General features: G+C 40.3%; 14 protein-coding genes. 8 read left to right on the forward strand and 6 right to left on the reverse strand.

What is annotated here, in order from left to right:
- Positions 1 to 50 precede the first annotated feature (50 nt).
- From CQA63_RS03775 to CQA63_RS03795, 5 genes are all read left to right on the forward strand, one after another.
- A complete protein-coding gene (locus tag CQA63_RS03775) occupies positions 51 to 1,073 on the forward strand; it encodes an LLM class flavin-dependent oxidoreductase (RefSeq protein ID WP_104699588.1) in 1,023 nt (340 codons plus the stop codon).
- Between the two features lie 26 nt (positions 1,074 to 1,099).
- A complete protein-coding gene (locus CQA63_RS03780; protein ID WP_104699589.1) occupies positions 1,100 to 1,879 on the forward strand; it encodes a substrate-binding periplasmic protein in 780 nt (259 codons plus the stop codon).
- Positions 1,876 to 2,622, forward strand: coding sequence for a transporter substrate-binding domain-containing protein (locus tag CQA63_RS03785; protein ID WP_104699590.1), 747 nt, complete (start codon positions 1,876 to 1,878; stop codon positions 2,620 to 2,622). Before CQA63_RS03780 ends, CQA63_RS03785 begins: the two co-directional genes overlap by 4 nt.
- A 311-nt stretch (positions 2,623 to 2,933) precedes the next feature.
- Positions 2,934 to 3,626, forward strand: coding sequence for an amino acid ABC transporter permease (locus CQA63_RS03790; protein ID WP_104699591.1), 693 nt, complete (start codon positions 2,934 to 2,936; stop codon positions 3,624 to 3,626).
- Positions 3,627 to 3,656: 30 nt separating this feature from the next.
- A complete protein-coding gene (locus CQA63_RS03795; RefSeq protein WP_104699592.1) occupies positions 3,657 to 4,391 on the forward strand; it encodes an amino acid ABC transporter ATP-binding protein in 735 nt (244 codons plus the stop codon).
- Here CQA63_RS03795 and CQA63_RS03800 read toward each other — a convergent pair.
- Both CQA63_RS03800 and ilvC read right to left on the reverse strand, forming a co-directional pair.
- Positions 4,388 to 5,458 carry a cation diffusion facilitator family transporter gene (locus CQA63_RS03800; RefSeq protein WP_411710138.1) on the reverse strand — a complete coding sequence of 357 codons (1,071 nt, stop codon included), beginning with the start codon at positions 5,456 to 5,458 and terminating at the stop codon, positions 4,388 to 4,390. The two genes, CQA63_RS03795 and CQA63_RS03800, sit on opposite strands and share 4 nt — an antisense overlap.
- 92 nt (positions 5,459 to 5,550) lie before the next feature.
- A complete protein-coding gene (gene ilvC, locus CQA63_RS03805; protein ID WP_104699594.1) occupies positions 5,551 to 6,576 on the reverse strand; it encodes a ketol-acid reductoisomerase in 1,026 nt (341 codons plus the stop codon).
- Between the two features lie 126 nt (positions 6,577 to 6,702).
- Here ilvC and CQA63_RS03810 point away from each other — a divergent pair, with 126 nt between their 5' ends.
- Positions 6,703 to 9,363, forward strand: a complete 2,661-nt coding sequence (locus CQA63_RS03810) for a phosphoenolpyruvate carboxylase (RefSeq protein ID WP_104699595.1) — start codon at positions 6,703 to 6,705, stop codon at positions 9,361 to 9,363.
- Between the two features lie 128 nt (positions 9,364 to 9,491).
- Here the strand turns inward: CQA63_RS03810 and CQA63_RS03815 are convergent, their stop codons facing one another.
- The 4 genes from CQA63_RS03815 to CQA63_RS03830 form a co-directional block, all read right to left on the reverse strand.
- Complete coding sequence (locus tag CQA63_RS03815) at positions 9,492 to 9,788, reverse strand: hypothetical protein (RefSeq protein WP_104699596.1); 297 nt, start codon at positions 9,786 to 9,788, stop codon at positions 9,492 to 9,494.
- A gap of 66 nt (positions 9,789 to 9,854) precedes the next feature.
- On the reverse strand, positions 9,855 to 10,175 hold the full coding sequence (gene cutA, locus CQA63_RS03820; RefSeq protein WP_104699597.1) for a divalent-cation tolerance protein CutA: 321 nt from the start codon (positions 10,173 to 10,175) through the stop codon (positions 9,855 to 9,857).
- A gap of 230 nt (positions 10,176 to 10,405) precedes the next feature.
- Positions 10,406 to 11,389, reverse strand: coding sequence for an ATP-grasp domain-containing protein (locus CQA63_RS03825; protein WP_104699598.1), 984 nt, complete (start codon positions 11,387 to 11,389; stop codon positions 10,406 to 10,408).
- Between the two features lie 26 nt (positions 11,390 to 11,415).
- On the reverse strand, positions 11,416 to 12,675 hold the full coding sequence (locus tag CQA63_RS03830; RefSeq protein WP_233706572.1) for an MFS transporter: 1,260 nt from the start codon (positions 12,673 to 12,675) through the stop codon (positions 11,416 to 11,418).
- Positions 12,676 to 12,883: 208 nt separating this feature from the next.
- Here CQA63_RS03830 and CQA63_RS09725 point away from each other — a divergent pair, with 208 nt between their 5' ends.
- Together CQA63_RS09725 and CQA63_RS09410 are read left to right on the forward strand one after the other, a co-directional pair.
- Positions 12,884 to 13,027, forward strand: a complete 144-nt coding sequence (locus CQA63_RS09725; RefSeq protein ID WP_158655445.1) for a hypothetical protein — start codon at positions 12,884 to 12,886, stop codon at positions 13,025 to 13,027.
- Positions 13,027 to 13,257, forward strand: a 231-nt coding sequence (locus CQA63_RS09410; protein ID WP_147288718.1) for a hypothetical protein, incomplete at its 3' end; no start/stop codon positions are given. The genes CQA63_RS09725 and CQA63_RS09410, both read left to right, overlap by 1 nt.

The raw sequence follows: 13,257 nt of genomic DNA on the forward strand, positions 1-13,257 counted from the left end.
TTAGCTAAAAGAGCCTATAATTTTTCATACTCAAATCTTAAGGAGGCATTATGAAGTTTGGTTATTGGAGTCCGGTTTTTGGGAGTTGGTTAAGAAATGTCGATGATGATAGCACGGCTTGCTCTTGGGAATATTGTAAGGATTTAGCTTTGAAGGCTGAGGAGTGGGGATATACCCTAACATTAGTGCCAGAGCTTTATCTTAATGATATTAAAGGAGAGAAAGCCCCAGCTCTTGATGCGTGGGCTATTGCTAATGGTCTTGCAGCGATTACAAAAAAGATAGAAATCCTAGCAGCCCTCCGCCCCCAATATCACCAAGTCGCCCTCACTGCAAAGCAAATTGCCACTATTTCACAAATGTGTAATGGACGCTTTAGTATTAATATGGTTTCTGCTTGGTGGGCTGAAGAAGCAAGGCAGTTTGGCATTAATTTTGATGGACATGATGACAGATATGCTTTAACTCACGAATATACCGATGTTTTGCGCGGTTTTTGGAGTAAGAGTCCTTTGAATCATAAGGGCAAGTATTTTGAATTTAGCGATGCCTACAATGAGCCAAAGCCTGCAAAAATGCCTTTAGTCTATGCAGGAGGAGAGAGCGAGATAGGACGAGAGGCGATTACGCAGTTTGCAGATATGTATCTTATGCATGGAGGCAAAGTTGAAGAAGTGCGGGAGAAAATCGCAGATATGAAAGCACGTAAGCAAAGAGCGGGGTTAGAGCCATTTAAGGGCTTTGGTATGGCGTGTTATATTATTATAAGAGAGAGCGAGGAAGCAGCCCAAAAAGAGCTAAAAAGAATCACTAGCATTAAAAATTATGCAGATTATGAGAACTCTTATAAGAATTTCACGGATAATTCGGACTTAGATGTGGAGATTTCTAAGCAAGAATACAGCGTATCAAATCGAGGGCTTCGCCCTAATCTAGTGGGTACAGCAGAGCAAGTGGCAGAAAAGATTAAAGCATATGAAGAAGCAGGGCTAAATCTCTTAATCGTGCAATGTGCGAATATGAAAGAAGAACTAGAAAAAATCGCAAAAGAACTTATGCCCTTGCTTAGGTAAGCATAGAGCAAAATGAAAGGTAGAGAGTGGAGAGAATTATAAAGAGAGTTGTAATAAGCATAGCCCTAGCTTTGGGCTTTGCTTTTGGCTTAGATATGAGAGTAGGGAGTGAAAATGCCTATAAACCCTTTGCATATCTCAATGAAAAGGGCGAGGCAAGCGGGTTTGATAATGATGTACTAAGGCTTTTGGCTTCATATATACCAGAAGCTAGCCTTAGCTTTACTTCTATCCCATGGAATGCCATTTTTAGCGGGCTTGATAGTAAGAAGTTTGATATAGTGGCTAATCAAATCACTAAAACCAAAGAGAGGGAAGCAAAGTATATCTTCTCAAAACAGCCTTATTTTTATGATATAAGCACTTTAATAAGCCTTGAAAATAGCCACATTAAAGATATTGCAGAGCTAAATGGGGGCAAAATTGGTGTGAGTGTGGGCTCAAATCATGCAAAAAATTTAGAAGATTATCTCAAATCTCACCCTGAGCTTAACATTGAAGTGGTGTATTATAAAACAAGCCCGACTTTAGTAGCAGATTTAAAAGCAAAAAAAATCGCCGCTATGGTGAATAATCCTATCGCCGCAAGGGATTATGCCAATGCGCAAAATATCACACTTGATGTGAGTGAATTTTATTTCGAAAAAGTCCCTGTGTATTTGCTTTTTAGGAAAGATAGCAAGGGGCTTGCAGAGAGGCTAGATGAGGCGTTAGATAAAGCTTTAAAAGAGGGCAAGATACGAAGCTTGGTTGTGCAGTATTTTGGCGAAGAATATGCGGTGTTTTTAACTAAGGAGAAAAAATGAGAATATGGCTTTTGGCACTGATTTTTAGTGCATTATACGCACAAGGCAAACCCATAGAGGTTGGCACGGGTAATGCCTATCGTCCCTTTGCATTTGTGAATGAAGCTAAGCAAATGGATGGCTATGATATAGAGGTGCTTAAGATTCTAAGTAAATATGATGAGAGTTTAGAATTTTCCTTTAATGGCGTGCCTTGGAATGCTGTATTTCCCGGGCTTGATAGTGGGAAGTTTGATATTTTAGCCTATCAAATCACTAAAACCAAAGAGCGAGAAGAAAAATACATATTTTCAGACTATGCGTATTTTAATGACATAAGCGGTGTGATTATTAGAGAAGATAAGACCATCAATAATTTTAGCGAGCTAAATGGGAGCAAAATTGGTGTGAGTGTGGGCTCAAACTATGCGCGGGATTTAGAGCAGTATCTTAAGAAGCATAAAGAGCTTCAAGTAGAGATAAAGTACTATAAAAACCCTCCAGCCCTCATAGCAGACTTAGGCGCGGATAGAATCCAAGCTATCATAGGTGAGCCCATTAGCTCAATCAACATCGCCAAGGCTCAAAATATCAAACTCAAAGCTACAGATATTATCTTAGACAAAACACCTGTGTATTTTGTGTTTAAAAAACAAGATGTGGAGCTAAAAAATCGCATTTCAAAGGCTCTCAAGCAAGCCATAGAGGCTAAGGATATAACAAATTTGAGCATTAAATACTTTGGGAAAGATTTAAGTCGCTAATGTTTGCGAGATGGAGATAAAGGGCTTTAGAGGATTAATAGCAGCTATGTTTTATTGAAATATTCAAAATCAAGGCGAGTTGTTTCTTTAGTGAAATGGGAGAGTGTAGGCGACCAAACACACAAAGCGCAAAATTGCGGGCTTGAGTAGGATTCTTTGTATCTAAAGATGACAAGCTTTCTAGGTGATTTTTTAAGGATAATTTGCTTTACATAAAGCCAAGAAAAGTAAGGCACATAAAAGCATACATTTGTATATAAAAACTTTATGTGATTATATTAATATGCTTAAAGAGAAAAATAAGGAATATAATGTTTGACTACCCATACTTTCTGCACACATTTTATACACTTTTACCCGCTTTGCCTTTAACGCTCGCCTTGAGTGTTGGGTCTTTTATATGTGGGGGGATTCTTGGCTTTATTTTCGCGCTTATAAGGGTCTTTGAAGTCAAGTATCTTAATGCCCTCTTACTCCTTTATATATCATTTTTCCGCGGTACACCTCTGCTAGTGCAGCTTTTTATGTTTTATTATGGATTGCCTATCTTGCTAAACTCTTATGATATACACATAAATTTTCATAATTTTGATAGCTTTTATTACGCACTCATTGTGTTTTCACTCTATGCGAGTGCGTATCTCAGTGAGATTTTTAGAGCTGCACTTTTAAGCGTGCCTAGGGGGCAGATTGAAGCTGCGTATTCACTAGGAATGAGCCATGCGCAAAGCTTAAGGCGCATTATCTTGCCCCAAGCATTGATGATTACCTTACCTAATGTGCTAAACTTTTTTATCATGCAGGTGAAAAATACAGCCCTCGCCTCTGTTATCACCGTGCCTGAACTTATGGGCTTAGCAGATATAGAATCTGGCAGAAGCTCAAAATTTTTAGAAGTGTATTTAATGGCAGCTTTGATGTATTGGGGTTTATGCGTGCTGTTAGAGACTTTGTTTGCTAGAATTGAGGGCTATTTTACGCGCTTTAGAAAGAAGTTTGCATGACGCGACCATTTCATTAAAAGGGCTATTGGTATGATAGAGCTTATCTCTTTGCACAAAACTTTTAATCATCATGCAGTCTTAAAAGATATTAACTTTAAAGTGCAAAGCGGAGAAATTATTGCCATTATAGGACCAAGCGGTGCGGGTAAAAGCACACTTTTACGGAGTATTAATTTACTAGAAAAGCCCGATAGAGGGATTATTAGAATCGATGATTTAGAGCTTAATTATGCACATTTTAGTCATAAGCAAATGCTCCAGCTTAGGCAAAAATCAGCCATGGTGTTTCAGAATTTCAATCTCTTTATGAATAAAAATATTGTAGATAATGTCAGCGAGGCTTTGATTGTAGTTAAAAAGATTCCCAAACAGGAAGCCCAAGAAATAGCTATGCAAAGACTGCAAGATGTAGCCCTAGCACATAAGGCACAGGCATATCCTTATAGCCTAAGTGGAGGGCAGCAGCAGCGGGTGGCTATCGCTAGGGCTTTGGCACTCAATCCTAATATTATGCTTTTTGATGAGCCTACTTCTGCCCTTGATGTGGAGCTTATCGCGGAAGTGCTAGAGGTGATTAAAGCTATTAAGGATAAAACGATGTTGATTGTTACCCATGAGTTGAAATTTGCTAGAGCCATAGCAGATAGGATTGTTTTTATGAGTGAGGGGGAGATTATCGCAGAGGGTGAGGCAAAGAGCTTTTTTGATAACCCTAAGCATGAGCGTGTATGTGCTTTCCTTAAGAGGGTTTCATCTTTAGGCTAGAGCCATTTAGGATTTGCCGTCCAGCTTACAGAGAGCCATATTTTATAACTTGGTATTTCTAAAGCCTTCTCAATACGTTCGCGTATGCAGTCAAACTCTTCCATACTTGCGGGCTTAAAATTCCTATCTGTGAGGATATTCACCTCTACCATATAGAATCTCCCCGATTTTGCTACATGTGTGTCATAGTCGCTAAAGCCAAATTCCGCACTCAAAGATTCCATAATATATGTGATTTTTTCATCAAGCTCTGGAGGGGCTACCATAATTAAATCTTTAAAGTTAGCAATAGCTATACGCACAGGGGAGACGCATAGTAACAAAGAGAGGATACCCAAAAGCAGTGGGTCGATATAAAGGGCAAATGTGCTTGAATATGTCAAGCCAAAATATGGCATAGCATAAATTACCCCAAATGCCACCAAAGCCCCGAGATAAAGCACACAATCGATTTTCCACTCTGTATTATCAACCTTAATCAAATCACTATCAAGTGCCCTTGCATAGAGAAATGTATAGCTAAAAAGCAAAGCACAAAACATACAAGCACATAGACTATATAAAGCCGCCCCGCCTAGCTCTACCTCATAGCCTCCATGTATAATGCTCTGCAGGGCGTTAATAAAGGCATACACACAGACAAAGAGCAGCACTAAGGATTTGAAAAGATTCACCATAGGCTCAAAGCGAACATAGCCATATTGAAAAATATCATCATCTTCTTTATAAATATAGCGCGAGGTAATTACACTTAGCGCCCCTAGCCCTACACTAATTAACGCCACAAAGCCATCAAAAATCACAGCCATAGATTGCACAAAAATCCCAAAGCCAATGCCAAAAATTGCCAAAGTAAGCGCACTAAACATCGATACTTTGAGCACAAATTGCTCTTTTTGCGCAGCTTTTAGCACATCTTGGAGGGAATCTTTGAGTTCAGCAATGCGCGATTGTGCCTTATGGCTTGTATGCGGGGTGGAAGCAGAATCTTGTTTATCGGACTTAGGTTTGTTAGAGCGCACGCTTGTGCCATAGCCTAGATAGGATTTATTATGCTTTGGCTTCAGGGAAGATTCATAAGGGTTAGAGGGAGAAGTGCGTGCCATAATGTGCCTTTGTAAGAGATGAGGTATGCAAGAAGTGCATACCTCTTTAACGATTAGTTTTTATCTTTATCTACAAGTTTATTCGCACTAATCCAAGGCATCATAGAGCGGAGGGCTGCTCCTGTTTTTTCAATTTTATGTGAGGCAAGTTTCTTTCTTTCGGCATTCATTCTCACATAACCTGCTTTGCGCTCTAAGATAAAGTCTTTAGCAAAACGTCCTTCTTGTATATCTTGGAGAATCTCTTTCATGGCTTGTTTGGATTGTGCATTAATCACGCGCTTACCACTGACCATATCGCCATATTCTGCGGTATTAGAGATAGAATAGCGCATATTAGCTAGCCCACCCTCATAGATGAGATCTACAATGAGTTTAAGCTCATGGAGGCATTCAAAATATGCCATTTCTTCGGGGTAGCCTGCTTCTGTGAGGGTTTCAAACCCAGCTTGAATAAGGCTTGTAACGCCTCCACAAAGCACCGCTTGCTCGCCAAAAAGATCTGTTTCTGTCTCATCTTTAAAAGTTGTCTCAATAATCCCGCTTCTGCCCCCGCCAATAGCACATGCATAGCTTAGGGCAATGGCTTTTGCATCTTGCTTTGGTGTATCTTGGGCTACCGCAATTAAATCAGGTATGCCCCCACCGCGTACAAACTCGCTTCTCACGGTGTGCCCGGGGGCTTTAGGAGCTATCATAATCACTCCCACGCCCTTAGGAGCTTGAATGCAGCCAAAATGCACATTAAAGCCATGCCCAAAGGCGATGATTGCATCTTCTTTCAAATAAGCTTTAATGTCATTTTCAAATACATCTGCTTGGAGCTCATCGGGGATAAGTATCATAATGACATCAGCTTGCTTTACCGCTTCACTTACTTCAAATACCTTAAAGCCCTTTGCTGCTGCTTTAGCCCAGCTAGAGCCTCCCTTATGAAGTCCTATAATCACTTCCACACCAGAATCACGCAAGTTTTCTGCATGAGCATGCCCTTGACTACCAAAGCCAATAATAGCTACCTTTTTCTTTTGGATAAGTCCCAAATCACAATCTTTATCATAATAAACTTTTAACGCCATAGTATTCCTTTCAAGGCTTTTGCGCCTACTTTTAAGTAAAATAAAAGCCTAGATTATAGTTAAAATAAACTTAGTTATAATTAATGCTTCAAAAGTCTCAACTAGCATAAGCACAAAAGGAACACTATGCAGCACCCTCCCAAGCATTCTCCCTTATTAGGAACTTCGCAGATAGAATTTGTCTCCCAAAGTATTATCCAACTCCTTGATAGCATAGATAAGGAGCTAAAAGAAACATTTATTATCATCAAAGACGCTCTAGAAAAGCAAGACAAAAACACATTGCTCCATACACTTAAATGCTCACAAGATAAAACTTTATCTATTATTAAGGCTTTTACGCTTTATCATATGCTATTAAATATTATTGAAGAGCTCAATTTAAGTACGCAAACACAGCCCAATCAACTCCCCCAAACATTACAAGAGCTTGCAAAAGAGGGCTATCAAAGCACAGATATATTAGAGATTTTAGAATCTTTATGCTTTTATCCTGTATTTACCGCCCACCCTACAGAATCGCGCCGCCGCACATTCCTAGAGGCACATCATCAAATGAGTGAATACATCAAAGCGATTTTGTTTTATGATGATAAAAATGCCAAAGAGAAACTACTTTATCGCTTGAAATTGCTATGGCATACGCATTTAGTGAGAAGTGAGAAAATGGAGATTCTCTATGAGCTAGATAATTTGCTCTATATTATTGAAAGCTCTATCCTCTTCTCTGCTACGCAAGTGCTAGGCTTTGTGCAAAGTATGCTAAATACGCCCTTAGAATCTTCGCCCATTATTTTAGGGAGCTGGATAGGTGGAGATAGAGATGGTAATCCCTATGTGAGTAATGAGATTATGACTAAGGCTATGAAAATCGCACATCATAGTATTATTGATATATACATTAAGCAAACCCAAAAACTCCTCCGCGAGCTTTCACTCTCAATAGATTTCATCAAGCCCTCCCGTGCTCTTATGCAGTCTTTGCATAATGAAATATGCGAACTTCCTAACGGGGAAGCTACACTCTATGCCAAAGAGCCCTTTCGTGCTAAACTTTACTTGATAAAGAAAAAGCTCAAAAACCGCCTTATAGCAATTAATGCTCCTCAAAGCATTAGCTTTACTTATAAGGATTCTAAAGAGCTTTTAGCAGATATTGATATGCTTATAGAATCTTTGGATCCCACATTGGCACAAGGCTTAGTGGAGTTTCGGCATTTAGTGTTGCTTGGTGGGTTTCATCTCTTTAGGCTTGATTTTAGAGAGCATAGAGATGAGATTTTAAACACTATAAGTGAGGTTTTTTGCTTGCTTGGCTTAAGTGATAGCGATTTTAAAGATCTCAACGAGCATAAGAAATGCGAGATTCTAAGCTTTGCTTTAAGCAAGAAATACAATCTCCACACGATTATTGATGAATTATCTAGCCCCTCTAAACGTCTTGTCGGTGCGTTTTTACGCATACAATGGGCAAAAACGCATATCTCAGAGCATATTTTGCAAAGTTTTATTATCTCTATGAGCACAGAGGCGAGTGATTTGCTCTGCGTGCTGTGGTTGGCAAAGCAAAGTGGCTTGTGGAAAGCAGGCAAGGCAGGTAAAAAAGGTAGGGCAAGCATTTCTATCACGCCACTTTTTGAGACTATTGATGACTTGCAAAGGGCTCAACACATCATTGACACACTTTGTGCTAATGCCCACTATAGGCAGTATCTCACTGATAATAACAATACGCAAGAAGTAATGGTGGGCTATTCAGATTCAAGCAAAGACGGCGGGATTTTTGCAAGTAATTACAACTTGCAGAGTGCTATTGCTAATCTCATCGTTTTACAAGATAGGCTAGGGATTAAGCTTGAGTTCTTTCATGGGAGGGGTGGGAGTGTAAGTCGCGGAGGTGGGAGTTTAGAAGAAGCCCTGCTCTCATCTGTGCCCAAAAGTGTGCATGGCAGGCTTAAAACTACCGAACAAGGAGAAATGATAAGTGCAAAATACTTAAATACACATATTGCGACTAAAAACTTCTCCTCCACGCTTGCAGCCTTGCTTAAAAAAGATATAAATGATGCCTATCCCATCGATAATTCCCTTAAAGATAATGCCCATTATATGGAGCTATTAAAAAACGTCTCACTCACTTCTTGCGAGGCGTATCGTGGGCTTGTTTATAAGGATAAAGACTTTATGAGTTATTTTAAAATGGCTACCCCCATAGCATTTATACAGAATCTCAATCTCGGCTCTCGCCCTAGCAAACGTAAAGAGAGTCAAAGGGTAGAAGATTTGCGGGCGATTCCTTGGGTGTTTGCATGGACTCAAAACCGCTCAATAATCCCAGCGTGGTATGGTTTAGGCAGTGGTTTAGCAAGCGGGGATAAACATATCCTTAAAGCTTGCTATGAGCAATCACTCTTTTTCAAAACTACTATTGATAATATCTCTCAAGCTATGCTTAAAGTTGATTTAGACATCGCCTATTTATATGGAGAATTTGTCGAGGATAAGGGCATTAGAGAGCGGATATGGCAGCATATTTTTAGAGAGTATCACCTCACATTGGAGTATATTTTGCACTTAAGAGGGGAGCAGAATCTACTCGATAAGCAAAAAGACATTCGAGATTCTATCCTCTTGCGTAAGCCCTACCTCTCTGTGCTTAATCTCACACAGATTGAACTCATTAAAACATATCAAGGCACCACATATACAAAGGCAAAGGAGAGAATCTTAGAGAGTATCCATGCTACGATTGTAGGGATCGCTCAAGGCATACGCAATACAGGCTGAAGCCAGCAATGTTTGTGGGATTGGAGTTGAATTTCAAAATAGATAGGAATCATAAAGCGAGCAAGGCTTAAAGAACACCTTATAAAGCAAGGCTCTAAAGGTATCTCCTAGTCCCTTGCTTTTGTGGGTTATTTCTTAAGTGCTTCACCAATAGCTGAAGCAGCACCGCCTGTTTTGTCATCTGCTTTTTTCATAGCTTTTTCTTTAAGCTCTTCTTTTTTCTTGCTTGCTTGCTCTTTGCCTTTTTGTACCTTTTGCTTTGCCTTAGTCTCTAGCTCTTTTTTATTCTCCTCTGCAACTTCTTTTGCACTTTTACCACTGGCTAATTCAGAAGTTGTTTGAAGCGTTTTTGACTTCACATCAAAAGCATTTGCGATAGAAGCACTTAAAAATATGCCCAAAATCATAAGAAAAAATCTATTCATGTCTGTCCTTTATTGGAATATTTGCTTAATAAAGCCCTTAATCATAGCAAAAATAAATAATCTTACCTATGTGAGCGTATCATATAGCCATTGCTCATAGGCATCTTGGGCTTTTGCTTCAAAGGTGATGATTTCTGGCACTTCATAGCTATGAGCAGAGAGGATAAGGGATTGTATCTCATCATAATGTGCATTGAGAGTCTTGCAAATAAGCAGCCATTCTTTGTGTTTATGGATTTTGGGGGCTTTGTTTTTGTGCTTTGCCCATAAATATTGGCTTTTGATTTTATAGTACTGCACGCATGCTACAAGACGAGATTCTAAGAGGAGTTGCGCTAGGGCTTTGGCTTCTCTTTTATTTGACGTGGTGGTAAGGAGTATAAGCATAATAGATCCTTTATGTTTAAATAGCCATCATTATAACCCAAGCGCGATTACTTGCAAGTGGAAGTTAGTTTGTCACCTCTTACGGGCAGGCGTGAGAGCGACCCAAGCATCTCTACCCAAATCACTAGAGACTCAAAAAGCAATTCTTCGCTTTCTTACGAAAGTTTTAGACACAACAAGAGCGAGAGATTCACTAGTGAATCCTTAAGATTCCCCAGCTTGTATAAGCGCTATTGTTTTTGCAACTCTTGGCTTAAAAATGCTACGACCCTATCTGCTGCACCACTCAAGCCTTGAGCGCGTAATTTATCTTCCACCGCACTATTGTAATTTGTATTCGTGTTTATATCATAGACCACAAGCTCGCCATTTTCCCTCTCCATAAATTCAACACCCGCCACTTCAATGCCCCACGCTTTTAAAAACTCCTCCAACTTAGCAATCAAGGGGGTTTTGGCATTTATATCTTCCCTTATGCTAAATTTATCCGCTCCCACCTCACAGGCTGCTCCTGCGAGCTCAGGCAGGGCATTCTTACGCTCTATCTCACATGAATCTGCGGGGCATAGCTCAAAGCTCCCTCCGCTAGTATCCACCCTCACCGCATAGTGAAACTTCCCGTCGATAAATTCCGCCCTTGTGATATAAAATGCCTTTGTGCGGATATATTCTTGCAAAAGTGTAATGCCATCAATAGGCTCTTCAAATTCACTTGAACTGACATATTGCTCAAAGCTTGCAAAATCATCAAATCGCCTTACGCCTAAGCCCTTCCCGCCTTGATTATGCTTAGAGATAAAGGGCGTTTGCAACGCCTTTGCGCGATGTAGCAAATCTTCCTTACCAAAGACTGCCAAAGTCTTAGGCGTAACAAACCCCGCCTTATTTAACGCCAAATATTGAGCTACCTTACTCACTTCAAATTCTAAAACCTTAGAGCCATTAATAACTCTTCTCCCATAGGATTCTAACCATTGCAAAATAGCCCGTCCATACTCTTTAGAATACGCATTACCCCTTGTGTGCGAAGACGCACTTAATCTACTCCAAAACACCCCTTGCGGCGGAGGAGAATCTAAGTCAATACTGCCCTTTGTGAGATGAATTTCACCAAAGCCAATCCCCGCTCTTTGAAATGCCGCCGCAAAAGGCGGTATCCACTCCTCATTTTCATGCAATATATAAATGCCTTTTTGCAACTCATTAAACAACATCGCTACTCCTTATGTAAGATATACGCTTAGTCAAGCTCTCGCTTTTTAGGTATTAGCACCACGCATATTATGGCGATAAACATTAAGATTCCAAAATACACAAAAAAGCCATTCTCTAGCCCATGCTCTTTAAACTGCAACGCGACATAATTCGCACTTCCACCAAAGAGTGCTGCCCCTATAGTGTAGCTAAAGCCCGTGCCAAGAGCACGTACATGTGAGGGGAAAAGCGTAGTTTTAAAGATCCCCGCCACCGCAGAGTAAAAGCCCAGCATAAAGCACATAAAGCCTATAATGCCAAACAAAATATAAGGATTGCTAATATCACGCATAAGCGCAAACAAAGGATAAATGCCCACAAAAGCAAAAACACAAAAAATAAGTAAAGAGGTCTTAAGCCCGATTTTATCACTCAGTGCCCCCATAAAAGGCACAACCACAAAGAGCACAGCTAAGCTTGCGAGCATAATATTATTAGCAACACTTGGGTCTATGCCATTATTTATCATATACACCTTAGAATACACCGTGATTACATAATATGCTGGAGAGCACCCCGCAGTAATGCCCAGCACCAATAACACGCTTTTATAAGATTTAAGCAAAGCCCTAAAACTCCCTCTATCTTCATATTTTTTAAGCTCTTGGGCAGAATCATCGCGCATAAAGGTTCGCACAAGCAAGGAAAGCAGCGCCAAAACCCCACCTGTAAAAAAGAGTATCCTCCAGCCAAAATCTTGCATTTGCTCCTTATCAATAAATAAAAACAAAAAGCTAATACTCGCCACAGCTAAAAGCTGCCCGCCAATCAAAGTAAAATACTGAAAACTTGAGTAAAAGCCCCTTTTGCCCTCCGGAGCGACTTCGCTTAAATACGCCGCAGCTATGCCATACTCCCCGCCCACTGCTAAGCCTTGAATCAGCCTAGCAAGCAATAAAAGCAAAATCGCAAAGTCCCCTATGGTGTTTTTATCAGGTAAAAAGGCGATTAAAAATGAGCCTAAAGCCATAAATACTATGCTTACTACCATAGAGCTTTTACGCCCGATTTTATCGGCAATTGAGCCAAATATCACGCTCCCCACCGGTAGCATTAAAAACCCCGCAGCAAACGCCCCAAAAACCGCAATTTGCTGCACTATAGGCGAACTCGCATTGGAAAAATTATGTGCAAAATACACAGCCGCAAAACCATAAATATAAAAGTCAAACCATTCAACCAAGTTCCCACTGCTTGCAGCGATAACAGAGGCGATTCTCTGTGAATGAGAAATATTGCCATTGATACTCAAATTCCACTCCTTTTGTATATTCTTATGCTTAAGGCAAATAAAGCGAGCATTATACCCTAAGGCTTTAAGGCAAGACCTTTGCAGCCTACCCCCTCTCTCATTGCCCCACATTAAGGCTTACTTTGCAGGGGAAGCTCCCTTGTAGCCTCTTACGGGCAGGAGAGCTACCGAAGAATCTCTCTTATCTACTAAGGACTCTTTAATGGAATCACTAGAAAATTTACCACTTTGTCATTCTGAGCCCCCAATAAGGGGTGAAGAATTGCTATTTAGATTACTAGTAAATGCTGGATTCATTGTCATTCTGAGCTTGAGAATCAAGCGAAGAATCTCTGTGGGCGACTAGTGATTCGAATAGAGATTCTTCGCCTCCTAAAGGAGGCTCAGAATGACAACGGGATGGAATCTACTAGAAATCCAAGTAGAGATTCTTCAGCTCAAAGCCTAAGACATGACAACAAGTCCCAAACGTCTTTCAGCAGTGAGACACGCTCTCACTGCGATAAAATTAAATCGCACGAAGTGCCACCTCTTAAAGCGTCGTCGGGGCGGGGGATATATAAGGGGGAGGGAGCG

The sequence above is a fragment of the Helicobacter marmotae genome, from assembly GCF_003364255.1.
Lineage (GTDB): Bacteria > Campylobacterota > Campylobacteria > Campylobacterales > Helicobacteraceae > Helicobacter_C > Helicobacter_C marmotae.